The sequence below is a fragment of the Mycobacterium sp. MUNTM1 genome (genome assembly GCF_054660795.1).
Map to the genome: position 1 here is coordinate 106,174 of NZ_BAAGDE010000009.1, position 22,647 is coordinate 128,820.

The window sequence follows — 22,647 nt, forward strand, 5'->3', positions numbered from 1 at the left end:
CATTATGGAGCCGGGACCTCGATCACGGTCGCCGAGCCCATTCCACCGCCCGCGCACATCGCTGCGACGCCGATGCCGCCGCCGCGGCGGCGCAATTCGTGCACCAGGGTCACCAGCATCCGGGCGCCGGTCGCCGCCACGGGGTGCCCCAGCGAGCAGCCACTGCCGCTGACGTTGACCGTGTCGGGGTCGATCTCGAGCAGTTTGATGGTGGCCACGCACATCGCCGCGAAGGCTTCGTTGATCTCAAAGAGATCGACGTCGGAGGTCGAAAGTCCAGCCCGCTTAAGGGCTTTCGGTATCACCTCCACCGGCGCCAGGCCGGTGATCGCGGGGTCGACGCCGACGGATGCCCAGGACCGGATGGTGGCCAGCGCGGGCATGCCGAGCCGGTCGCTGGCGATGACGAGCGCCGCCGCACCGTCGTTGGCGCCGCACGCGTTGCCGGCGGTGATCGAAAAGCCCTCGATCTCGGGGTGCAGCGGTTTGAGTGCGGCCAGCTTCTCCATCGTGGTGTCGCGGCGCGGATGCTCGTCGACCGAGAACAGGCCGTGCGGTGTCTCGATCGGGACGATCTCCTCCTTGAAGCGGCCTTCGTCGATGGCGGCGATGGCATTGCGGTGTGACCGCAGTGCCCAGGCGTCCATTTCCTCGCGGCTCACGCCGGCCTTGACCGCGGCGTTCCAGCCCACGGTGATCGACATGTCCATGTTCGGCGCGTCGGGCCGGTCGGGGTGGGTCGGGGGGAACCAGTCGATCCACTCGCCGTCCACCTGGATGCGTGAGCGCGGTGACGTCGACGCCGCATTGACGCCGCCGGCGATGATCAGCTCGTCCATCCCGGCGCGCACGCTGGCCGCCGCACTCTGCACCGCCGCCTGCCCGGCCGCGCAGTGCCGGTTGTTGGCCAGCCCGGGCACGTGGGACAGCCCGGCGGTGATGGCCGCGTGGCGGGCGATCACGCCGCCGCCGTAGAGGCCCTCGCCCAAAATCACATCGTCGACCTGCGCGGGGTCCAGGTCCCTCACCGCTTCGGTCACCACGTGCTGCGCCAGATCGAACGCACTGGTGTCGCGCAGTGTGCCCTTGCGGGCGGTGCCGATGGGGGTGCGCAGGGCGGACACGATAACGGCTTCAGCCACGGGTCTTCTCCAGTTCAACCATCAGGTGCGGGCGCCCGGAGAGCCATCCGGACATTCATGAGAATCATATTCTCTCATTACGAGAGTAAGAGTCGCAACCAGCGCCGGGTGCGCTGCGCGACGCGGCGGCAGTGTCCTTTAGTTGGTGCGGTTCGACCATCCCGCCGGCAGGTTTTCGGGACCGGTGTCGATGACGGTCTCGTCGTCGGCTCCGACGTATTCGAACAGGGTGATGTAGGCGAATTCGGGGACTTCGTAGATGGGATAGGTCGGTCCCCGGTCACGGTAGGCCCGCATCTCGTCCAGGTGGTCGTTCTGGAAGCAGACGGTGTGTTCACCGTGCACGCGGATCCATTGCGGAAAGAAGATGACGCCATGGATGCGGCGCTTGGCGGGCAGGACGTTGACGGCCACACAAGTGCCGGTCGGTTCGGTCCAGGAAACTTTGAAGCTGTCGTCGTCGAGTTGGACGAGGTTGATCTCCTGACCTTTGACCCAGCGGCCTCCGACATGTCCGGAGTGGATGCGGTAATCGATGGTGGTGGCGTTCTTGACGTACATTTCGTACTGCCACCCGTTGGCGTAGGTATAGATGAAGCGATGTCCGATAATTCCCGAAAGATCTTGCGACGGGATCGGATTCGTGACGCTGGTCATTGCCTTTCCTCCCATTTGGACAGCAACTGCGTTGGCGGCCACCGGACAGTTGTCGGGCCGATCGGTCAGGCGGGCCAACTGCTTACCGGTTCGTCATCACTAGATCCTGTCAGGAGCACAGCGGCGCTCGGGGGCAGGGCTGCAGGAATCGCGTTGATTTGCGATGGTGGGTGAATGACTCAGGGAATGGTCGCGGTCCCGGGCGGCAACGTGTGGTTCAAGCGGACCGGTGGCGGGGCGGGTGTTCCGCTGCTCGTGATTCACGGCGGTCCGGGCCTGCCGCACGATTACTTGCGGTCGCTGGGGCGGTTGGCCACGGAGCGCGAGGTCATCTTCTGGGATCAGCTCGGCTGCGGAAGGTCCAAATGCCCACCCAGCCGCGAGCTTTGGACGATGGAGCGCTCGGTGGCCGAGGTGGACGCCGTGGTACGCGCCCTGGGGCTGGACCGCTTCCACCTGTTCGGCAACTCGTGGGGCGGGATGCTGGCCCAGCAGTATGTGCTCGACGCGGCGCCCGCCGGCGCCGCGAGCCTGACCATCTCTAACAGCATCGCATCCATCCCGGAGTTCGCGAAGATGGTGGCACGCTTGAAGTCCGAATTGGACCCCACCACCCAGGCCGCCATCGACCGGCATGAGGCCGCCGGCAGCACGCACGCGGCGGAGTATCAGGCCGCCATCCGAACCTGGAACGAGACCTACCTGTGCCGGGTACACCCGTGGCCGCGCGAGCTCGAGGATGCGTTCCGCAACATGGGCGCCGAAGTCTTCGAGACCATGTTCGGCCCCAGTGACTTTCACATCGTGGGGACGATCCGTAACTGGGATGTGGTCGATCGGCTCAGCGAAATCGCTGTGCCGACACTGGTACTCGCGGGCCGGCACGACGAGTGCGTGCCCGAGCACATGTGGGAAATGCACCAGCGGATACCGGGTTCGCGGTTCGAGCTGTTCGAGGCCAGCGCCCACATGCCGTTCATCGAGGAACCGGACAAGTTCGACGCGGTGATGCGCGACTTCCTGCGCCGGCATGATGCCTGAAGCCGACTTGCGGCCACAACCTCAGTTCTTCTTGGCCGCATTGAATTTCGCGACGTTGGTCCGGAAGTCCTCGGTCACGAACGACTGGCTCTCGGCCGACAGCGCGTAGTCCAGACTGGCGAGCACGGCCCGTTCCAGATGAATGTTGAGCACCCGCTTGGTGCTCTCCACCGCCTGCTGCGGCAGCTCCAAGATCTTTTTGGCGCTGGCGATCGCCTCCGCAACCGGGTCGTCCGCAATGTGATTGGCCAAGCCGAGCTCGACGGCCCGCTGTGCGCTGATCCGGGTGCCGGTGAGGGCGAATTCCTTGGCCAGCAGCAGGCTGATGTGCAGCGGCCAGGTCAGCGGACCACCGTCGGCAGCCACCAGACCCACCTGCACGTGCGGGTCGGCCAGATAGGCGCTTTCGGCGATGTAGACGATGTCGCTGAGCGCCACCAGGCTGCAGCCCAGCCCGACGGCGGGGCCATTGACGGCCGCCACCACCGGGATGCGGCAGCGGGCCATGCCCAGCACGATCTCGCGCCCGTCCCGGATGGTTTTGGCGCGCAGCTCAGCGTCGTTCGCCAGCTCCTCCAGATACGTGAAATCGCCGCCGGCCGAAAACGCCCGACCGGCACCGGTGATCACCGCGGCACGGGCGGTGGGGTCGTCGGTGAGTCGCTGCCAGAGCCGCGCGAGTCCGACGTGCAGGTTGTCGTTGACCGAGTTGAGCGAATCCGGACGGTTGAGCGTGATGATGCGCAGGGCACCGTCGGCCTGAACGTCGATTTCGGTAGGCATGTCGTACACGTCAGACTCCTTCGATGGTCGTGACCCGCTTCACCCGGGCTTCGCCCGCGTTCGCGATCACTCCTACAATCCCAAGATCCGTGAAGCGATGATGTTCTTTTGAATCTGTGATGTTCCCCCCATGACGCTTTGCGCCCGGCTGTACAGGTAGGCGCTCAGCAGATCGGGATCGCGGGTTCCCGCGACGGCGAGGGCCGCATGCCCGACGGATTGTTCGACCCAGGTCATCAGCAGCTTGTCCAGCGAGCCGTCCGAGCCGTGCGATACCCCGTCGAGCTGTTCGGACAGCCGCCGCCGGACGTGATGGGTCAGCATATCCGACTGGACGGCGGCCCACGCCAGCTCTTCGGGTAGTTCACCGTCGTTGCGCGACAACAGCTCTCGTACCAGCTTGCCGTAGCGGGCAGCGTAGCCGAGCGTGGACGGCTCGCGTTCGTGCCCGACGACCGTCATGGCCACGGCCCACCCATCGCCGGGCGCGCCGACCATCCGGTCCGCCGGCACCGTCGCATCGTCGAAGAACACCTGGCCGAATTCGTTGGTGACCCCGTTGATCATCTGCAGCGGGCGCTGTTGCACGCCGGGCTGTTTCATGTCGAGGACGAACGCCGACAAGCCGCGGTGGCGCTTGGCTTCCGGGTCGGTGCGCGCCAGCAACAGACACCGATCCGCCACGTCGGAATAACTGGTCCAGATCTTGTGCCCGTTCACCACATAGTTGTCGCCCTCGAGGCGAGCGGTGGTGGTCAGCGACGCCAGGTCCGAGCCGGCGCCCGGTTCGCTGAAGCCCTGGCACCAGCGCTCGGTGCCGTTGATGATGCCGGGCAGGAAGCGCTTTCGGAGCTCCTCGCTGGCGTGGGCACCGATCCCGTACACCAGATAGCCGACGCTGGGGCGCGGTGGCGCACCGGCACGCACGAGTTCCTCGTCGACGATGACGTCGTAGACCGGCGCCAGGTCCTGGCCGCCCCAGTCGCGTGGCCACGATAGGCCGAAAAAGCCGTTCTCGTACAAAGCGCGGTGCCAGTCGGCCATGCGCACCCAGTACTCGTCACCCGAGCCGGAGTACTCCTTGGCGTGTGCGGCAAGCCAGGTGCGCAGCCGCTCCCGGAAGGCGGCTTCGTCGGGTGAGTCACGAAAGTCCAAAATCGATCTCCTTCAACGCGACCGGCCACAGCTCGGTCGATGTGAGGGCGCGGCGCAGGTAGACGTGCGCCACGCATTCCCAGGTGTTGCCGATACCGCCGTGCACCTGGATGGCCGTCTCGCAGACGGTCCGGGTGGCGCGCGCGCAGTAGACCTTTGCGATTTGAGCCGCCCGAATCGCCTCGGCGGGCGCAAGCTCGTCGACGCCCCACGCGGCGTGTCGCAACACACTCACCGAACCCTCAATCAGCGCAAGGCTTTCGGCCAGCAGGTGAGCGATGGCCTGGTACGAGCCGATCTGCTTGCCGTATTGTTCACGGATTTTCGCGTAGTCACACGCGACGGCGTGTGCGCCGCGGGCGATGCCCACCAGATCCGCCGTCGTGGTGACCAGCGCGAGGGTTCGCCATTGCTCGGCTACCTCGGGGGACACGTCGCCCAACGCCTCCGGCGATCCCGCGATCGCGCCGTCGGCCCGCGTGAGGTCGACGCTCTGCGGCGCGACCTGCACATCGGCGGCGAGAACCGTGGCACCCGAGAGCGACAGGGCGCGCCGCGCGCCGCGGGCATCGATCACTCGCTCGTCGACCGCCACGGTCGCCGCCGATACGTCGGCGCCGATGTGGCGGCCCAAATCGTCAGCGAGCACGGGACCCAGGAACGGTGTGTCAACCAGCCGGCGGCCGAATTCCTCGGCCACGATGGCCACCTCGACACCAGAGGCGCCGTCGGAGCGCAACGACCGCCAGCCGGTGTTCTCGATCTGCTTGTCCAGACGGGTGATTCGAGCCTGGTCGTCGAGATCCTGCACTGCTGCCGGCCCGAGATCGTCGGCCAGCTTGGCGGCGGCATCGCGTAATTGCTGTTGTTCAGCTGTCAGACGTACATCCATAACGCTCCTTCAGCACTCGGCGCAGCACCTTGCCGGAAGGCAGGCGAGGAATTTCGGGGACGAACACGACCCGGCTCAGACGTTTATATGACGCCAGTCTTTCGTCCACCAAGGCGGTCAGCTGGGTTGCATCAACGGGACCGGACGTCGCGACCGCGGCGACGACCGCTTCGCCGTTGATTCCGTCCGGAATGCCGAACACCGCGCAATCTTTGACGGCCGGATGACCGTGCAACACCGTCTCGATCTCGGCCGGGGCGACCTGGAAGCCGCGCACTTTGATCATCTCTTTGAGGCGGTCGGTGATTCGCAGCCAGCCGCCGGCGTCGAGCCAGCCGACATCCCCGGTGCGGTACCACCCGTCGCGCACCGCATCGACGGTCGCCTCGGCCGGGAGGTAGCCGGCCATCAGCGATGCCGACCGGGCCTGGATCTCACCGACCTCGCCCGCGGCGACCGGCTCGCCGGTGTCCAGCGAAACGACCCGCAGGTCGACCCCGGGCACCGCGCGCCCGACGGTGTCCAGGCGAGAGTCCTCGATCGGATTGCACGCTAGGACAGGCAATTCCGTGGTTCCGTAGGCCGGAAGCCATCCCACTCCGATGCGCCGGGTCACCGTCTCTGCGACGTGGGCGGTGACCGGGGTGGCACCCCACATGATGTAGCGCAGCGACGACAGGTCATAGGACTCGAGGTCCGGATGGGAGGCGATGGCCAGCGCGATGGGGGCGACCGCCATTTCCACTGTGATGCGGTCACTTTCGATATGCCGGAGCACCCGGTCGATGTCGAACCGGGGATGCAGGCGCACGTAGGCCCCGGTCTCCCACGCGGTCAGCAGGTTCAACAGTCCGAGGATGTGCGACGGTGGCGTCGCAACCTGGATCCGGTCGTGGTGGGTCAGTTGCAGCGCTTGACGCCAGTGCCGCACCGCCTCGCCCAGCGAGGCGTGGGTGTGCCGGACCGCCTTCGGCAGGCCGGTGGTGCCGGAACTGAACACCAGCGCCGCGTCGCTCGCAGGCGGCGGTACGCCGGCTGTCGGCTCTGCGGGTGCGACCGGCTCGTCCATGTCCAGCATCGGCATCAGACCGGCCAGCACCGGGTGGTCGCCGACGGCATGCTCGGGCTCGGTCAGCGCGAGCGCATGGTCGACCTCGTCGCGTTTCCACGCGGGGCTGATCAGCACCGCCGTGGCGGCCAGTCGCCAGATCGCCAGCACGACGGCGAGGAACTCCGGCCGATTGGAGGCCATGACGGCGACGCGTTGACCGGCCCTGACCCCGTCTTTCGCCAGAGTCGCGGCCCATCCGCCGGCCAATGCGTCGAGTTCGGGCACGCTGAATCGCCGTTCCTCGAACACGAGCGCCGCCGGCTCGGTCACGTCCCGTCCTTCCTGACAGACCGGGCTGACCCGACATCCATACAGTCTTGAGAAGATGCTATCGCTTCGTGAGAATAGTATTCTCTATACTGAAGAATGCAAATACGTGAGAGGGGGCGGTCTCAGTGACGGTCACCCGGATCATCGAGGAGACCCCGCGGGTGACAGGTCCGGCAACAAACGGCTCCAGCGCCGGCACGGTGACGATTCATCTCGACCGCAAGAAGGTCTCGGTGCCCATAGTCCCGGGCGAGACGCTGCTGGAGACCGCGCGGCGGGCCGGGCTGGAACCTCCGTTCAGCTGCGAGGCCGGCAACTGCGGTACGTGCATGGCCAAACTCGAAGAGGGCCATGCCACCATGCGGGTCAACGACGCTCTCGAACCCGACGAGGTCGCCGAGGGTTACATTCTGACGTGCCAGGGCGTTCCGGACACGGACTCGGTCACGGTGCGCTACGAGTAGCAGCCAGAGAGGTGGCGACGATGGCCAAGGGCATCATCCTCGTGGAGAGCCGACCCAGCTCGCCCGAGCGCGAGCAGGAGTACAACACCTGGTACGACGAGGTGCACCTCGGTGAGCTCGTAGCCCTGGACGGATTCGTCTCGGCCCGGCGCATGCGGCCCGTCGCCGGCGACGGACCCTACGTCGCCATCTACGAGATCGAGGGCGACGACCTGCAGGCCATTCTGGACAACATGATCGCCAGCGCGGGCCAGCTGCATATGTCGGACGCCCTGCAGCTGGACCCGGCGCCGATTCCACGATTGCTCGAAACCACCACGGAGTGCAGCGGCTGATCGAGTACGGCTGCGACGGAGAGGACTATTGATGAAGGTCGACGACCTGATTTTGGTGAGCATCGACGACCACGTGGTCGAGCCGCCGGACATGTTCCTGCGGCACGTGCCCGCCAAGTACCGGGACGAAGCACCCGTGGTCGTCACCGACGACAAGGGCGTGGACCAGTGGATGTACCAGGGCAGGCCGCAGGGCGTCAGCGGGCTCAACGCGGTGGTGTCGTGGCCGGCCGAGGAATGGGGCCGCGATCCCGCCGGCTTCGCCGAGATGCGCCCCGGCGTCTACGACGTCCACGAACGCGTCCGTGACATGAACCGCAACGGCATCCTCGCGTCGATGTGCTTCCCGACGTTCACCGGCTTCTCGGCACGGCACCTCAACATGACGCGCGAAGACATCACCCTGGTGATGGTGTCGGCCTACAACGACTGGCACATCGACGAATGGGCCGGCTCCTACCCGGACCGCTTCATCCCGATCGCGATCCTGCCGACCTGGACCCCCGAAGGCATGTGCGCCGAGATCCGCCGCGTCGCCGCGAAGGGCTGTCGGGCCGTCACCATGCCGGAATTGCCTCACTTGGAAGGACTTCCGAGCTACCACGACGAGGACTACTGGGGTCCGGTGTTCCGCACGCTGTCCGAGGAGAACGTGGTGATGTGCCTGCACATCGGCACCGGCTTCGGGGCGATCAGCATGGCGCCCAACGCGCCGATCGACAACCTGATCATCCTGGCCACTCAGGTGTCGGCGATGTGCGCCCAGGATCTGCTGTGGGGCCCCGCGATGCGCAACTATCCTGACTTGAAATTCGCCTTCTCCGAAGGCGGTATCGGCTGGATCCCCTTCTACCTGGACCGCAGCGACCGCCACTACACCAACCAGAAGTGGCTCCGCCGCGACTTCGGCGACAAGCTGCCCAGCGATGTCTTTCGTGAGCATTCGCTGGCCTGCTACGTCACCGACAAGACGTCGCTGAAACTGCGCCACGAGATCGGCATCGACATCATCGCGTGGGAGTGCGACTACCCGCACTCGGACTGCTTCTGGCCGGACGCGCCCGAGCAGGTGCTCGCCGAGCTGAACGCCGCCGACGCCGACGATTCCGACATCGACAAGATCACCTGGGGCAACGCCTGCCGGTTCTTCGGCTGGGACCCGTTCGCCCGGACCCCGCGCGAGCAGGCGAATGTCAAGGCCTTGCGCGCCAAGGGAACTGATGTGGACGTGTCGATCCGGTCGCGTGCCGAGTGGGCGCGTCGCTTCCAGGAGAAGCAGCTGGCCGAGGCCAGCTCCTAACGTTGGTTAGCCAATGTCGGCCAGCGCCGGGGCAAGCTGCTCGAGTTGCGTTATGCCCGAGTCGAATTCGATACCGATCGGCGGCAAGAGCGCCACATGATCGGCGCCGGCGGTAAGGTGCTCGCGCACTTGCGCGGCGAGGGCCGTCGGATCGGGCTGATCGAGTTCCGCCGACATTCCGACAACCAAAAGCTTGTCGGGTCCTAGCGACTGCCGGGCGTGTGCGGTGAAGTCAGGTGCCGACATGGCCGGCAGTGCCCCGTCGGCGATATCACCGGCTAACGCAAGCATTTTCGGGCCATTGGCGGCGACTATCCGCGGATAGGCGACGTCCGGCGCCGGCGGCGAGGTGGGGCTGTCCATCCGGTTCAGGTAGTCGCGCATGGTGGCCAGCGGACTGCCGAATTCGCGGCCGACGCCGGCCGCCTGCTCCGGGTAGCCGACGCCTAACCCCAACACGATTCTGCCCGGATACGCCTGCGCCAGTTGGGCGGCCGCGGCATGCATGGTCTGGGCCGGCCGCGCCCAAATGTTGGCGATGCAGGTGCCGAAGGTCATTCGGTCGGTGGCGGACAACAGCACGGCGAGCTGCACCAAGGAGTCCTTGCCGATGACCTCGTTGGTCCAGACCGCACCGTACCCGGCGTCTTCCAGACGGCGCGCGGCCTCCCGCAATAGGTCGGCCGGCGGTGTGCTGGTGAACGAGACGGGCAGACACACACCGGCCGGGCCCAGCGCCTGGCGTGCCGAGGCGATCACCGAGTCAGTCACTGTTGCGCTCATTCGCCGAAGTAATGGCCGGCATCGAGGTCCTCGAGCAACCCCGGTCGTTCCGGGTGCCAGTCAAGGATCTTCTGCGTCAAGGCATTCGACGTCGGATTGTCGAGCGACGCGAACAGCGCGAGAAAGCCGAAGTGACCGGCATCTTCGGCGGCAATGCTGGACGTCGGCACGTCCAGGTGACGACCGATGACGGCGGCGATGTCGCGGAACGGCACTCCCTCATCGTCGACGCCGTGCAAACGCGTTCCAGCGGGCGCGTTTTCGAGCGCGAGCCGGTATAAGCGTGCGGCGTCGAGCGTGTGCACACCCGGCCAGCGGTTTATGCCATCGCCGAGATAGCCGGACACACCGGTCTCGCGGGCGACGTTGATCAGGTGGTGGGCGAAGCCGTGGTGATCCAGGTCGCTGTGCACCAGCGGCGCAAGGCGGATCACCGACGACCGAACCCCGCGCTCGGCGAGCGCGATCACCGCGTTTTCGGAGTCAACCCGCGGTCCGGACGGCACCGTGTCCTGCTCGGTGGCAACACCGCCGCCCTGCCCCAACAGCGCAAGCAGCAGAGATCCCGACGTGCTGACGAACGGCCGATCGGAACCGACGAGTGCTTCCCCGATGGCGCGCACAGCGCGCAGGTCCGTCTCGGCCGCGCCCGCGAAGTCGTCGAAGTCATGCTTGAAGGCGAGGTGGATGACGCCGTCGGACGCCGCCGCCGCGTCGCGCAGGCCGTCGAGGTCGTCGAGGTCTCCCCGGCGCGGTGTTGCCCCCGCGGCTTGCAGGGCGGCAGCGCCCGCGTCAGACCGCGCCAATCCAGTGACCTGGTGCCCGGCGTCGAGGAGTTCGGTGACAACGGCGGAGCCGATGTGACCGGTCGCGCCCGTGACGAAGACGTGCATGAAAGTTCCCTTCTGGTCCCGTGGGGATGTATGCCATCAAGTCAATGCCGGCGCAAAAGCCGTTGTCCAAGTCCTGTTTCATATGCCGCGATGCAATTCAGGCATCACACCTGTTCGTAGCGGATTCTGCGGCTTCCCACGGCGCTCATTCCCCTTACACTGGGCGCATGACGGACTCGGCATTGCCGGTGGTGGATCTTGACCTGCGGCTGGTCGGTTACTTCGTCGTGGTCGCCGAGCATCGGCACTTCGGCCGGGCCGCCTCAGCGCTGCGCGTCGCGCAGCCGTCGTTGAGTCGCCAGATCCGCCGACTCGAGCAGCAACTCGGGGTCCGCCTGTTGGATCGCACCCCGCAGGGCACCAGGCTCACGGAGGCGGGCGAGGTGTTTCTGCCCCGGGCCAAGGCGCTGCTGCGTTCGGCCGCGCAAGCCACCGCGCAGGCGCGAGCGGCCGCGCAGCCCAGCCGGATCACCATCGGCTACACGATGGGCATGATCGTCACGCCCGCGGTGCGCGAGATGCGCCGCGAGCACCCCGAAGCCGATGTCCAAGTCACGCATTTGGATTGGGACCAGGCGCTCGATGCGTTGCTCGGCCATCGGGTGGACGCGGTGGTGACCCGGCTGCCGTTTCCGACCGAAGGGCTGCACGTGACGATCCTGTACGACGAACCGCGGGTGCTCGCGATACCCGTCGACCATCGCCTGGCCGGCCGGGAATCGGTCACCCTTGACGACATCGCCGACGAACCCATGCCGCGGGTGCGGCATTCGGATCCGGCCTGGAGCGCCTTCTGGCGCATCGATCCGCGCCCCGATGGTCGCCGGGCACCCGACGGCCCGTTCATCGATGCGCTGGAGGACAAGTTCGAACTCATCGCTTCGGGGCAAGCCGTGGCGATCACGGCGGGCGTCCATGGCAACGGTGTGCGGCCGGATATCACCACGGTCCCGTTGGAAGGTGTTGAACCCAGTCATGTCGTATTGGCTTGTCGCGCCGGAGATCGCAGCCGCCTGCTGGCGGCCTTCCGCAAGATCGCCGAGGCTGTCCTCACCGGGCCCGCGCCGGTCTGAGCGGCGCTACTGGGGAAGCTCTGGCGCCGGCCGGTACTCGGGCTCGTACCCCGAGACGTGAATAGGGCTGCCCACCAACCGGAATTCGCCCGCTGTCACAACCACTTCCGGGGTCGCCTCGAGCGCCTCGGGCAAGGTTCGCACGGCGGCCGCCGGAACTCCCAGCGGGCGCAGTCTTCTTTCCCACCCGACGGCGCTGTCGGTGGCCAGCATCGCGGTGACGACGGTCAGCACTTCGTCGCGCCGGGCGACTCGCTCGGCCATCGTCTCGAAGCCCCCGATGCCCGCTTCGGCGGCGAACGACTTCCAGAATCCGTCGTGCGTGATGAACAGCGCCAGATATCCCTCAGCGGTCGGAAAGAGCTGCGCCGGTACGTAATACGAATGGGCGCCGTAGGGGCGGCGCTGCGGCTCGACGCCGCTGTTGAGATAGGCCGATGCGTGGTAGTTCAGCTGGGACAGCATGACGTCGCGCAGCGACACGTCCACCTGGCCGCCGGTTCCGGAGATGATCTTGGCCAACAGCCCCAGGGCCGCGGTCATCCCGGTGGAGTTGTCGGCCGAGGAGTAACCGGGCAGCGTCGGCGGCCCGTCCGGATCACCGGTCAGGGCGGCGGTGCCGACGCCCGCCTGCACCACGTAGTCGAAGGCCGGATCGTCGCCGCCGTACAGGCCGAAGCCGGTGATCGCCACGCAGACGATCTTCTCGTTGTGCCGGCGCAACTCGTCGTAGGTCAGGCCCAGCCGGCGGATGGCGGACGGCTTCAGGTTCACCAGCAGCGCACGCGATTCGGCGACCAGTTCGCCCAACCGCTGCTGTCCCGCATCGGAATTCAAGTCCAGCGTGATACTGAACTTGTTGCGGTTGAGGCTGGCGAAGTAGGTGGCGCCGACGCTGCGGGAGATCTCGCCGCCGGCGGGTTCGATCTTGGTGACCTCGGCGCCGAGATCGGCGAGCAGCATGGTGGCATACGGCCCCGCCAGCATCGTGCCGACTTCGAGGATGCGTATCCCGGCCAGCGGTCCTGTGTTGTTTGCGGTCAACGCAATTCCGCGGCGAGTGAGGCGATCATGTCGCGGGTGCGCCGTTTGGATGCGACCAGCTCGTCGCGGTTGTCGCCGATCGGCAGCAGCCGCACCGACAGATCCGTCACCCCGGCGTCGGCGAATCGACGCATCCGGGCCAGGATCGCCTCCTCGTCGCCGGCCGCGCACAGATCACCGACATCGCGGGCGTCACCGCGGTCGAGCAGGCGCTGGTAGTTTGGCGACACCTCGGCCTCGCCCAGGATTCGGTTGGCCCGCTCCTTGGCCTCATCGACTTGCCCAGGCGCACACAGGCATACCGGGATACCCGCGACGATCCGGGGGGCGGGCCGCCCGGCGTCCGCGGCGGCCTTGGTGATCTTCGGCGCGATGTGATCACCGATCGCGCGCTCGTCGGCCATCCACAGCACCGTGCCGTCGGCGAGTTCACCGGCGATCTGCAGCATCACCGGTCCCAGCGCGGCGACGAGCACCGGCATAGGGGTATCGGCCCCGATCGCCAACGGATTGTGCACCGTGAACGAATCGTTCTCGACGTCAACTGGTCCCGGCCCGGCGACGGCGGCGTTGAGCACCTGCAGGTAATCGCGGGTATAGGCGGCCGGCTTGTCGTACGGCAGGCCGAGCATGTCCCGGATGATCCAATGGTGCGACGGCCCGACGCCAAGGGCCAGTCGCCCACCGGCCACCGCGTGAGTCGAGAGGGCCTGGCGGGCAAGGGCAATCGGGTGTTGGGCCTGCAGCGGCACCACCGCGGTGCCCAACTCGATGCGCGAGCTGTGGGCGGCCATCAGCGACACCATGGTCAGGCAGTCGAAGTCGTTGGGCACCTGGGGCATCCACGCCGTGTCCAGGCCCGCGGATTCGGCCCATTCGATATCTGAGGCCAGCTTGTCCACCTTGCGGGCCATGTCGCCGCGCTCGGCCCCGATCATTACTCCGACGCGCATGGTTCCTCCGTGACTGGTTCGGGGGTCCCGGTCAGCGCGCGGATGTCGCGCACCAGGTTGTCCAGCGGTGTCCCGGTGGGGAATACCGCCGCGGCGCCGGCGGATAGCAGCTTGGGGACGTCGGCGTGTGGGATGGTGCCCCCGACGACGACGGCGATGTCGGCGGCGTCGGCGGCGCGCAGCGCCTCCACGGTGCGCGCGGTGAGGGCCAGGTGGGCACCCGACAGGATGCTCAACCCCACCACCGCCACGTCCTCCTGGACGGCGATCGAGGCGATGTCCTCGATGCGCTGGCGGATGCCGGTGTAGATGACCTCGAACCCGGCGTCGCGCAGGGTACGGGCGACAATCTTCGCGCCGCGGTCATGCCCGTCCAAGCCGGGCTTGGCAACGAGAACGCGGACGGCCATCTAGAACACCACCGGTTGCTGGAATTCGCCCCATACCGCCTTGAGCGCGGAGACCATTTCCCCGACCGTGCAGTACGCGTTGGCGCAGTCGATCAGCTTGTGCATCAGGTTGTCGTCTCCCTCGGCTGACCGCGACAGCGCAGCCAACGTGGATTTCACTGCGGCCGAATCCCTTTCGGCCTTGACCTTGGACAGCCGCTTGAGCTGCAGATCACGTCCCTCGGCGTCGAGTTCGTAGGTGACGACATCGTGCGCCGGTTCCTCCGTCACGAACCGGTTGACCCCGACGACGGGCCGGGTGCCGGCTTCGACCTCCTGATGCAGGTTGAAGGCTTCGTCGGCGATCAGTCCCTGCAGGTAACCGTCCTCGATGGCCTGCACCATACCGCCGTGCCGCTCGAGGTCGGACATGATCTCGATGATGCGCTCCTCGGTCGCGTCGGTCAGCGCCTCCACGAAGTAGGAGCCGCCGAGCGGGTCGGCGACGCTGGCGACACCGGTCTCGTGCGCCAGGATCTGCTGCGTGCGCAGCGCCAGTGTCGTGGTCTCCTCGGTCGGCAGGGCGAACGGCTCGTCCCAGGCCGCCGTGAACATCGACTGCACACCGCCCAGCACCGCGGCCATCGCCTCGTAGGCAACCCGGACGATGTTGTTGTGGGCCTGTGGCGCGTACAGCGACGCGCCACCACACACGCAGCCGAAGCGGAACATCGCCGCCTTCGCCGTCGTCGCTCCGTACCGCTCCTGCACGATCGTCGCCCAACGCCGCCGTCCCGCACGGTATTTGGCGATCTCCTCGAAGAAATCCCCGTGGGTGTAGAAGAAGAAAGAGATCTGCGGCGCGAACTGGTCGATGGTCATCCGGCCGCGCTCGACCACGGTGTCGCAGTACGTCACTCCGTCGGCCAGCGTGAACGCCATCTCCTGCACCGCGTTGGCCCCCGCATCGCGGAAGTGTGCCCCGGCCACCGAGATCGCGTTGAACCGCGGAACCTCGGCCGCGCAGAATTCGATGGTGTCAGCGATCAGGCGCAGCGACGGCTCCGGCGGCCAGATCCAGGTACCGCGCGAGGCGTACTCCTTGAGGATGTCGTTCTGGATCGTGCCGGTGAGCTTCTCCCGCGGGATCCCCTTTTTCTCGGCAGCGGCGACGTAGAACGCCAGCAGGATCGCCGCCGTCCCGTTGATCGTCATGCTCGTGCTGAGCTTGTCCAGCGGGATGCCGTCGAACAAGATCTCGAAGTCGGCCAGGGTGTCCACCGCGACACCGACCCGGCCTACCTCCTCACCGAACTCGGGGTCGTCGGAGTCGTACCCGCACTGCGTGGGCAGGTCGAGCGCCACCGACAGCCCCGTCCCGCCCTGCTCCAGCAGGTAGCGGTACCGGCGGTTGGATTCCTCGGCGGTGCCGAACCCCGAGTACTGGCGGAAGGTCCAGAGCTTGCCGCGATAGCCAGACGCGAAGTTACCCCGGGTGAAGGGGAACTCCCCCGGTTGCGGAGGCTCCGCGCTGACGTCCGCCGGCCCGTATACGGGCTGCAGCGGGATACCGGACGGAGTGTGGGCCGTATTATCCATCGGTGAATAACGTACTTGCAAAAAAAGAGAATGCCAATACCACATGCCTGACCAGGTAAAAGGAGGCTCCATGCCCAACGGTTCGCTCGTCGATCGCACCGTCGTCATCTCCGGCGGCAGCCGCGGAATCGGGCTCGCGATCGGAATCGGTGCCGCCAGACGGGGCGCCAACGTGGTGCTCCTGGCCAAGACCGACACCCCGCATCCCCGCCTGCCGGGGACCGTGCACACCGCCGCGACCGAGGTCGAGGCCGCCGGCGGCAAGGCGCTGGCGGTTGTCGGCGACGTGCGCCGCGAGGAGGACGTGCAACGCGTGGTCGATGCGGCGGTGCAGCGGTTCGGCGGCGTCGACGTCTGCGTCAACAACGCCAGCGCCATCGCGGTGGAGCCGACCGCCAAGTTATCCGCGAAGAAGTACGACCTGATGCAGGAGATCAACCTGCGCGGCACCTTCCTGCTGACCAAGGCGTGCGTGCCACACCTGGAGAAATCCGCCAACCCGCACGTGCTGACCATCTCGCCACCGGTGAACATGAACCCCCGGTGGCTGGGCGAGCACCCTGCCTACACGCTGTCCAAATATGGCATGACACTGCTGTCGCTGGGCTGGGCGGTGGAATTCGCCGACGCCGGGATCGGCGTGAATTGCCTTTGGCCGCAGACCTATATCGCCACCGCGGCGGTGGCGAACATGGCCGACGGGGACAAGCTGGCCGAATCGTCACGCAGCCCCGAGACCATGGCCGACGCCGCCGTCGAGATCATCTCTCGACCCAGCCGCGAAGCGACGGGCAACTGCTACATCGACGCCGATGTTCTGCGTTCCGCCGGTGTCGAGGACCTGTCCCGGTACGGTGGCGGCGACCAACCGATTCTGGACCTGTTTCTCGACTGAGCGCCTATGCGCGGCAGATGATTTCGCCGTGCGGGATGGCGATCCAGCCGTCCGGGGCGGCGGCCCACTCCCGCCAGGCGGCGGAGATCTCCTCGAGCTGCGCGGTGGTGGCCAGATCGAGGCTTACCAGGTCGCGGGCCACGGTGGAGTGCAGAATTCGGTCGGCCCACATTCCGCCCCACCAGTCGCGCGTCGCGGGTGTGGCATAGCACCACAGGCTGCCCGTGGGCGTGATGTCGCCGAATCCCGCCTGCTGCGCCCACGACAGCAGTCGCCGGCCAGCATTTGGTTCGCCGCGGTTGGCGCGCGCGACGCGCTGGTAGAGGTCGCGCCACAGGTCCAGCCCCGGAACCTCGGGGTACCAGACGAACCCCGAATAGTCGGCGTCGCGGGCCGCGACGATGCCACCAGGCGCGCACACTCGCCGCATCTCCCGCAGGGCTGCGACGGGGTCGGCGACGTGCTGTAGCACCTGATGCGCGTGCACGACATCGAATGTGCCGTCGGGATATTCGAGGTTGTGCACGTCGACGCTCGCGAACGAGACGTTGGACAGATCGCGCCGTTCGACTTCGGCGCGGGCAACGTCGAGCACGTCGGCCCCCTGGTCGACGGCGGTGACCGCCCCGGGTGCGACGAGGGCGGCCAGGTCGGCGGTGATGGTTCCGGGTCCGCACCCGACGTCGAGCACCGACAGCCCCGGCTTCAGGTGCGGCAGCAGGTATGCCGCGGAGTCCTCGGCGGTGCGCCGCCGATGAGAGCGCAACACCGACTCGTGGTGCCCATGCGTGTAGGTGGCTCGATGTTCATCGTTCACTGCGACCCCTTGCCTGCTGCGTCTCGTCTGGCAGCTTACGCCGGGCGGTCACAATATGAAATGCATGTCTCATAATACGAGACACTTAGTCGACGGGGACGTTGAGGATCGGCTGGTCGATGCCGGCTCCGGGGCCGTCGAAATGCCACCACTCCCCTGAATACGCCTTCAAACCGCCGTAGTTCATCGCCGACCGCAGCGCAGCCCGGTTCGCCACCGCGTCGGGGCTGATGCCTTCGGTATTGAAAGCGGTTGCCCGAGAGCTAAAGTCGTCGAAGCCCGTGCCCATGTCGGCCAGGCAGAGCCCAGCGGCGTGTTGCCCGGACGGGCACGGCTGCTGCGGGGTCGTGAAGGTCACGTCGACCGAACGCCCCGACTCATGGCTGTGCGCGTACGGGCCCGGACGGGCGACCCACGCCGGGTTGGGTACCAGGTTGAACATTTTGACCTGAACGTCGTGCGGCCGATAGCAGTCCCAGAACACCAGCAGGTGGCCCTGCGGGCGCAACGCGCCGGCCGCGGCGGCCAGGCCCGGCGCCATCGATTGGTGCACAAGGCATCTGGCATCGGAGGGGTACAGCTGCGTGTGGGTGAAGTTGTCGGTGGTCGCGTAGCGCAGATCGAGCACCGCGTCGGGAACGACGGTACGGATGTCCACGAAGCCGGCCGCACGCGCGGCGTCGCTGACCGGCGGCACGTCGGGGCTCGCCGAAACACACGGGGTCAGGAGAACCGGGACGAGCGCCGCCAAGACCGCCGACCTCAGCACCCACGCGAGACGCATGCCGTGATTATCCCGGCCGGTCAGTCCGGATCGGGTCAAGCACGAGCTGATGTCGTAGCCGGCGTCAGGAGGTCCGAAAACACCAGCGGGCTGGTACGAAGCAACCGCACCAGCCCACCGTGATGTATGTGAAGTTCTTAGACGCTACTGACTCCTACCGCCTGGGGCCCCTTGGCTCCTTGCTCAACCTCGAACTGAACACGCTGGTTCTCGTCGAGCGAGCGATAGCCGTTTCCCTGGATCTCGGAGTAGTGGACGAAGAGGTCCTTCGTGCCGTCGTCAGGGGTGATGAAGCCGAAGCCCTTTTCACCGTTGAACCATTTCACAGTTCCCTGTGCCATTTACTTACTTCTCTCATCAAAAGCGGATGTACCAAACACATCCATGCGGGCTCAGGGTAGCACGAAGTCGACCATATTTTGAAAATCATTGTATCGGTTGCTAATTCATTCCCCGGCGGGTCGAATCGGTGGCCCTGCCTGTGACCGGCGGAACCAGCACGCACAGGCCGTGGCGGAGCCGCCCTCTTCGGATGCTGGAAGCACGCCAAAGGCAATATCCACCTGAGCGGCACGCACCGCGCCGGCTGCCTGTAGAGTGGAGTGGAACCGCGTTCTAGCGGTCACCGCGAATCGCGAACGAATCACGAATGAGATCGCAGTGCGATTCGATCGTCGTCCGACGCCACGTAACAATGCGTATCGGCCGACCTCTTCATTCGGAAGGACAGCCCATGGACCAGTCGAACCTGTTTTCCCACCCCGAGGCGCCGAAGTATGTCGCTTCGCGCGACGCCTCTCCGGAACCGGTCGAGCACCCGACGTTTTCCGATCGGCCCGATACTCACGCTGTCGGTTCTCCAAATCACCGGCCGTGATCGGCGTTGAGGCGCTTGAACGTCAGGATGCCTTGGCATACCTGCGGACCAATTCGCCTTCTCCGAACGTACTGGTGCGCTGCTGACCGTTATTGTCTCGACTGAAAAATGTCCACTGCCCCGGACCATTCCGCGGACCACTGATCATCTTGACCGTCAGACGCAACTCGGTGGGACGCCGCGTGCCGATGATGTCGCCGACCCGGATCTGCGATGGGTGGATCTCGACCGCGTCGCACCAGTTCTCTATTGCCATGTAATCCGTCCTCGCCGTTGCCACCACCCTACCCGCCATCCCGCTCCAAGGGCAGATGGCAAGCATCGTCCCCTCATCCCTTGCACCGCAAAGGGTTTGTCGCGGCTGGCGATGACAGGCTTCGGCTGCCGGTCGGATTCCCCGACGACGTCGGCCAAGCGGTGCCGTACTTGCGCGGTGTCGCTGGCCACCCGACCCCCGGGCGGGCCGGTGGTAGCCGTCGAAAAGGAGCCGTTCGTTGTCAGCGGCGGTCCACCGCGCGCTCGGCGCGGATGAAAACCCCCGGGCGTGGTGGCCGCGGGCGGATCGCATCACCAATGAATTGCCCGAGCTCAACTGGCCGGGGTGGGAAGGCAAGCGCCAGCACGTCATGACGGTCAGCGACGCACACGGTTGCGCGAACCTGCTGATCCCACCGCGATACCGCCAGGGTGATCAAGGTCGTTCGGGGCTTGAGGAGGTCCGCCATGCCGATGATCGACCTGACGTTCGTGTGTGGCTCGCCGGACGACCAGACGTTGGACCGGTTGGCCGACGAGCCGGTAACCGTGCTGCTGCGCGCTGAACGGGCCCCCGGCACCCCGTTTTTGCGCGACAAGACCTGGGTGTATCTGCACCCGCTGCAGGAGACCGAACTCTTGATTGGCGGGCGCGGGCCCGGTCAGCCCCGGTTCAGGGTCGACCTGACGGTGTTCGAGGGCGCCCTGGATCAGGCCCGCAAGGAGAGAATCGCCGCCGACGTGCATGCCGCCGTGTGCGACGCGGCGGGGATCTAACCGCAGGGTGCACGGGCCTTTCACGGTTGGGCAACGTCATCTACTACCAGCAGGTGAAAGGCCTTGCGGCACTGGACTAATGCGCGTCAGTCGGCCTGGGTGAACTCGATGTGCAACTCCTTGAGCCCGCGCAGTAAGAACGTGGACTCGTACTGGTAGTCGCGGTTGGATGCCACACCGTGCTTGGCCTCACTGATCCGGATGTCGCGCGTTCGGTCCAGTAGGCGGTTGATGGTGATTTGGCCTTCCACGCGCGCCAGCGGTGCGCCCGCGCAGGTGTGGATTCCGCGGCCGAACGCGATGTGCTCGCGCACGTTCTTCCGGTCGACCTGAAATCCGTTGGGATTCTCGAACTTTCGGGGGTCGCGGTTGGCCGCTCCCAGGCAGAGCATGATGACCGTGCCGGCCGGGATGTGCACTCCGCCCAGGGTCGTGGTCTTGCGCGCCAGCCGGAAGTCGACCTTGGTCGGGCTCTGCATCCGCAGCGCCTCTTCGATGAACGAGCCGATCAGGCTTCGGTCGGCGCGCAGCCGCGCCTGCAGCTCGGGTTGGTCGCCGAGGACCTGCACCGCGGCACTCAACAGCTTGGTCACGGTCTCCTGGCCGGCCGCGAACAGGAAGGTGGCCGGCCGCACGACCTCTAACAGCGGTGGGGTCGACCCGTCGGGATAGGTGGCGGTGGCCAGGCCGGTCAACACGTCCTCGCGGGGGCGCTCCCGCCGATCGGCGATGTACGCACTGAACAGGTCGTCGAGGTACTGCAACGGGTTGCTGCCCACCGGTTCGTGATCGAGCGCGCCGACCCTGGCGCCCGGCGCGTTACCCGCGCCGAGATTGCGGCGAATCTCGGCACGGTCCTCGTCGGGAACCCCGAGCAGATCGGCGATCGCCAGCGTCGCGAACGGCTTGGCGTACTCGCCGAGGAACTCACACTGACCGTTGGCGATGAACTCGTCGAACTGCCGGTCCGCCAATTGCCAGATGTAGTCCTTGTTTTCCTGTAGGCGACGTGGCGTCAGCAGCCGCCCGAGCAGGGAGCGCGCCTTGTCGTGTTCGGGCGGGTCCATGACGACCATGTGCTCGAAGATCGGGAACTCGTGGCGGTGCGCTTCGATCTGGACGCTGATGTCGTCCCCTTCCGGGGCGAACGGCAGCGGCGGGAACGGCCCGCCGATCGCGTTGACCGCGGAGAACGAAGCGACGTCTTTAAAGGCGGCCTGGACCTCTTGGTAACCGGTGACGGCCACGACCCCGTAGTGCGGCTCCCGGAATACCGGGCCCTGGCCGCGCAGGTAATCCCAGTAGGCATACGGATCTTGGGCGATGTCGGCGTCGGTGAAGTAGTCGACGTCGGCGAGTTCAGTCATGAGTTCGATTCCTTATTCCGTGCCTGCGAAGCGGCGCATCACGCGTCCCCGGCGACGACGGCGATGGCCTGCCGTGGGCACGCGGCCACGGCGGCTTCGACGCTGTGGCGCAACGATTCACCCGGTTCCTCGTCGCAGGTTGCGACGTCGTCGCCGAGCTCGAAAACCTCGGGGGCGATCTCCACGCACAGGGCGTGCGCCTCACACAGCCGGGGATCCACCCGGACACGCAGGCGTGCGGTCGTCATCGTCCCCTCCATCCCGGTTGACTCCGGCTTGGGTCCTACAAATCTGATCGATCGACCAAATTGCTAGGATGCGGTATGCCTACCACGAATCGCGCGGGCCGGTCAAGCAAGGCCGGCGCGCCCGGCCCCGCGGCGACTCGCCAGAACACGAGGGGCGCCGACGCGGGGGCGCGCGGCAAGCTGATCGAGGCGACCGCCCGGATCATGCGCGAGGAAGGCTATGCCGCGGCCACGTCGCGGCGGGTGGCCGCGGAGGCCGGCGTCAAGCAGGCCCTGGTCTATTACTACTTCCCGACGATGGACGATCTGTTCGTCGAGGTGCTGCGCGCCGGTGCCGAGACCGCGCTGGCACGCATGCGCGGGCTGCTGGCCGACGACGACCCGCTGCAGGCGCTGTGGTTGTTGAACAGCGATTCCGCCGTGACGACACTGAATGCCGAGTTTATGGCATTAGCCAACCACCGCAAGGCAATTGGCGCCGAACTCAAGGCCTACGCCGAACGGGTACGCGACATCGAGACGGCAGCCGTCACGATGGTCCTGCGCGCCAACCACGTCGATCTCGAGGAATATCCGCCGGTCGCCATCTCGATGCTGATCGCGCAGGTCGCGCGCAGCCTGTGCAACGAGAGCGCGGTCGGCGTCACCCAAGGGCACGACGAGTTGCGCGCGTTCGTCGAACGCCAGATGAGTCTGCTGAAGGCACCCGCGACCGGGCCGATACCGAGCGACTAGGGCCCCAC

The 22,647-nt window shown here is 66.5% G+C and carries 26 protein-coding genes and 1 pseudogene; 9 read left to right on the top strand and 18 right to left on the bottom strand.

The annotated features are described in order from the left end of the window. Positions 1 to 2: 2 nt before the first annotated feature. Together ACYQ8K_RS07665 and ACYQ8K_RS07670 are read right to left on the bottom strand one after the other, a co-directional pair. On the bottom strand, positions 3 to 1,142 hold the full coding sequence (locus tag ACYQ8K_RS07665) for a thiolase family protein (RefSeq protein ID WP_459967873.1): 1,140 nt from the start codon (positions 1,140 to 1,142) through the stop codon (positions 3 to 5). Positions 1,143 to 1,280: 138 nt separating this feature from the next. Beyond that, positions 1,281 to 1,799: a phenolic acid decarboxylase gene (locus tag ACYQ8K_RS07670; protein WP_459967874.1), complete on the bottom strand. Its 519-nt coding sequence runs from the start codon at positions 1,797 to 1,799 to the stop codon at positions 1,281 to 1,283. A gap of 186 nt (positions 1,800 to 1,985) precedes the next feature. On the opposite strand from ACYQ8K_RS07670, the gene ACYQ8K_RS07675 reads away from it, so the two are divergent. After that, positions 1,986 to 2,840, top strand: a complete 855-nt coding sequence (locus ACYQ8K_RS07675) for a proline iminopeptidase-family hydrolase (protein ID WP_459967906.1) — start codon at positions 1,986 to 1,988, stop codon at positions 2,838 to 2,840. 21 nt (positions 2,841 to 2,861) lie between these two features. On the opposite strand, the gene ACYQ8K_RS07680 is transcribed toward ACYQ8K_RS07675, so the two are convergent. The 4 genes from ACYQ8K_RS07680 to ACYQ8K_RS07695 all read right to left on the bottom strand — a co-directional run bounded on the left by ACYQ8K_RS07680 (position 2,862) and on the right by ACYQ8K_RS07695 (position 7,051). After that, positions 2,862 to 3,632 (bottom strand): enoyl-CoA hydratase/isomerase family protein, encoded by a 771-nt coding sequence (locus tag ACYQ8K_RS07680; RefSeq protein WP_459967875.1) that lies wholly within the window; start codon positions 3,630 to 3,632, stop codon positions 2,862 to 2,864. 63 nt (positions 3,633 to 3,695) lie between these two features. Further along, entirely contained in the window at positions 3,696 to 4,778 is a 1,083-nt protein-coding gene (locus ACYQ8K_RS07685) for an acyl-CoA dehydrogenase family protein (protein WP_459967876.1), read from the bottom strand. After that, entirely contained in the window at positions 4,765 to 5,670 is a 906-nt protein-coding gene (locus ACYQ8K_RS07690) for an acyl-CoA dehydrogenase family protein (protein ID WP_459967877.1), read from the bottom strand. Before ACYQ8K_RS07690 ends, ACYQ8K_RS07685 begins: the two co-directional genes overlap by 14 nt. Then, the gene (locus ACYQ8K_RS07695) at positions 5,648 to 7,051 is read right to left on the bottom strand and encodes a class I adenylate-forming enzyme family protein (RefSeq protein ID WP_459967878.1); all 1,404 of its coding nucleotides are present in this window, start codon (positions 7,049 to 7,051) and stop codon (positions 5,648 to 5,650) included. The genes ACYQ8K_RS07690 and ACYQ8K_RS07695 overlap by 23 nt, the downstream gene beginning before the upstream one ends. Positions 7,052 to 7,176: 125 nt before the next feature. On the opposite strand from ACYQ8K_RS07695, the gene ACYQ8K_RS07700 reads away from it, so the two are divergent. The 3 genes from ACYQ8K_RS07700 to ACYQ8K_RS07710 are packed head-to-tail and all read left to right on the top strand — an operon-like array spanning position 7,177 to position 9,150. Continuing rightward, entirely contained in the window at positions 7,177 to 7,515 is a 339-nt protein-coding gene (locus ACYQ8K_RS07700; protein ID WP_459967879.1) for a 2Fe-2S iron-sulfur cluster-binding protein, read from the top strand. Positions 7,516 to 7,535: 20 nt separating this feature from the next. Next, a complete protein-coding gene (locus tag ACYQ8K_RS07705; protein WP_459967880.1) occupies positions 7,536 to 7,850 on the top strand; it encodes a hypothetical protein in 315 nt (104 codons plus the stop codon). A 31-nt stretch (positions 7,851 to 7,881) separates the two neighbouring features. Next, positions 7,882 to 9,150 (top strand): amidohydrolase family protein, encoded by a 1,269-nt coding sequence (locus tag ACYQ8K_RS07710; RefSeq protein WP_459967881.1) that lies wholly within the window; start codon positions 7,882 to 7,884, stop codon positions 9,148 to 9,150. Between the two features lie 6 nt (positions 9,151 to 9,156). Here ACYQ8K_RS07710 and ACYQ8K_RS07715 read toward each other — a convergent pair whose 3' ends face one another. Continuing rightward, positions 9,157 to 9,933, bottom strand: coding sequence for an LLM class flavin-dependent oxidoreductase (locus tag ACYQ8K_RS07715; protein ID WP_459967882.1), 777 nt, complete (start codon positions 9,931 to 9,933; stop codon positions 9,157 to 9,159). Beyond that, positions 9,930 to 10,826: an SDR family oxidoreductase gene (locus ACYQ8K_RS07720; protein ID WP_459967883.1), complete on the bottom strand. Its 897-nt coding sequence runs from the start codon at positions 10,824 to 10,826 to the stop codon at positions 9,930 to 9,932. The genes ACYQ8K_RS07715 and ACYQ8K_RS07720 overlap by 4 nt, the downstream gene beginning before the upstream one ends. Positions 10,827 to 10,993: 167 nt before the next feature. Here ACYQ8K_RS07720 and ACYQ8K_RS07725 point away from each other — a divergent pair, with 167 nt between their 5' ends. Then, entirely contained in the window at positions 10,994 to 11,899 is a 906-nt protein-coding gene (locus tag ACYQ8K_RS07725; RefSeq protein WP_459967884.1) for a LysR family transcriptional regulator, read from the top strand. 6 nt (positions 11,900 to 11,905) lie between these two features. Here ACYQ8K_RS07725 and ACYQ8K_RS07730 read toward each other — a convergent pair whose 3' ends face one another. Genes ACYQ8K_RS07730 through ACYQ8K_RS07745 form a run of 4 tightly spaced genes read right to left on the bottom strand, consistent with a single transcriptional unit; the run spans position 11,906 to position 15,884 of the window. Continuing rightward, complete coding sequence (locus tag ACYQ8K_RS07730) at positions 11,906 to 12,943, bottom strand: CaiB/BaiF CoA transferase family protein (protein ID WP_459967885.1); 1,038 nt, start codon at positions 12,941 to 12,943, stop codon at positions 11,906 to 11,908. Continuing rightward, positions 12,940 to 13,896: an LLM class F420-dependent oxidoreductase gene (locus ACYQ8K_RS07735; RefSeq protein WP_459967886.1), complete on the bottom strand. Its 957-nt coding sequence runs from the start codon at positions 13,894 to 13,896 to the stop codon at positions 12,940 to 12,942. Before ACYQ8K_RS07735 ends, ACYQ8K_RS07730 begins: the two co-directional genes overlap by 4 nt. Then, positions 13,881 to 14,306 carry a cobalamin B12-binding domain-containing protein gene (locus ACYQ8K_RS07740; RefSeq protein WP_459967887.1) on the bottom strand — a complete coding sequence of 142 codons (426 nt, stop codon included), beginning with the start codon at positions 14,304 to 14,306 and terminating at the stop codon, positions 13,881 to 13,883. Before ACYQ8K_RS07740 ends, ACYQ8K_RS07735 begins: the two co-directional genes overlap by 16 nt. Then, entirely contained in the window at positions 14,307 to 15,884 is a 1,578-nt protein-coding gene (locus ACYQ8K_RS07745; protein ID WP_459967888.1) for a methylmalonyl-CoA mutase family protein, read from the bottom strand. Between the two features lie 70 nt (positions 15,885 to 15,954). On the opposite strand from ACYQ8K_RS07745, the gene ACYQ8K_RS07750 reads away from it, so the two are divergent. Continuing rightward, entirely contained in the window at positions 15,955 to 16,779 is an 825-nt protein-coding gene (locus ACYQ8K_RS07750) for an SDR family oxidoreductase (RefSeq protein ID WP_459967889.1), read from the top strand. Positions 16,780 to 16,783: 4 nt separating this feature from the next. On the opposite strand, the gene ACYQ8K_RS07755 is transcribed toward ACYQ8K_RS07750, so the two are convergent. The 4 genes from ACYQ8K_RS07755 to ACYQ8K_RS07770 form a co-directional block, all read right to left on the bottom strand. Then, positions 16,784 to 17,596, bottom strand: a complete 813-nt coding sequence (locus ACYQ8K_RS07755; RefSeq protein WP_459967890.1) for a methyltransferase domain-containing protein — start codon at positions 17,594 to 17,596, stop codon at positions 16,784 to 16,786. 85 nt (positions 17,597 to 17,681) lie between these two features. Further along, complete coding sequence (locus ACYQ8K_RS07760; protein WP_459967891.1) at positions 17,682 to 18,380, bottom strand: M15 family metallopeptidase; 699 nt, start codon at positions 18,378 to 18,380, stop codon at positions 17,682 to 17,684. 137 nt (positions 18,381 to 18,517) lie between these two features. Continuing rightward, positions 18,518 to 18,721, bottom strand: a complete 204-nt coding sequence (locus ACYQ8K_RS07765) for a cold-shock protein (protein ID WP_007777569.1) — start codon at positions 18,719 to 18,721, stop codon at positions 18,518 to 18,520. A 558-nt stretch (positions 18,722 to 19,279) separates the two neighbouring features. Continuing rightward, positions 19,280 to 19,513 carry a hypothetical protein gene (locus ACYQ8K_RS07770; RefSeq protein ID WP_459967892.1) on the bottom strand — a complete coding sequence of 78 codons (234 nt, stop codon included), beginning with the start codon at positions 19,511 to 19,513 and terminating at the stop codon, positions 19,280 to 19,282. A 238-nt stretch (positions 19,514 to 19,751) separates the two neighbouring features. Here ACYQ8K_RS07770 and ACYQ8K_RS07775 point away from each other — a divergent pair. Beyond that, positions 19,752 to 19,931, top strand: a pseudogene (locus tag ACYQ8K_RS07775) (DUF5994 family protein); the annotation flags it as partial. A 49-nt stretch (positions 19,932 to 19,980) separates the two neighbouring features. After that, positions 19,981 to 20,289, top strand: a complete 309-nt coding sequence (locus ACYQ8K_RS07780) for a hypothetical protein (protein WP_459967909.1) — start codon at positions 19,981 to 19,983, stop codon at positions 20,287 to 20,289. Between the two features lie 86 nt (positions 20,290 to 20,375). Here ACYQ8K_RS07780 and ACYQ8K_RS07785 read toward each other — a convergent pair whose 3' ends face one another. Continuing rightward, a complete protein-coding gene (locus ACYQ8K_RS07785; protein ID WP_459967893.1) occupies positions 20,376 to 21,656 on the bottom strand; it encodes a cytochrome P450 in 1,281 nt (426 codons plus the stop codon). 38 nt (positions 21,657 to 21,694) lie between these two features. Continuing rightward, positions 21,695 to 21,889 carry a ferredoxin gene (locus tag ACYQ8K_RS07790; protein WP_459967907.1) on the bottom strand — a complete coding sequence of 65 codons (195 nt, stop codon included), beginning with the start codon at positions 21,887 to 21,889 and terminating at the stop codon, positions 21,695 to 21,697. Between the two features lie 195 nt (positions 21,890 to 22,084). Here ACYQ8K_RS07790 and ACYQ8K_RS07795 point away from each other — a divergent pair, with 195 nt between their 5' ends. Next, positions 22,085 to 22,639 (top strand): TetR/AcrR family transcriptional regulator, encoded by a 555-nt coding sequence (locus tag ACYQ8K_RS07795; protein WP_459967908.1) that lies wholly within the window; start codon positions 22,085 to 22,087, stop codon positions 22,637 to 22,639. Positions 22,640 to 22,647: the final 8 nt, after the last annotated feature.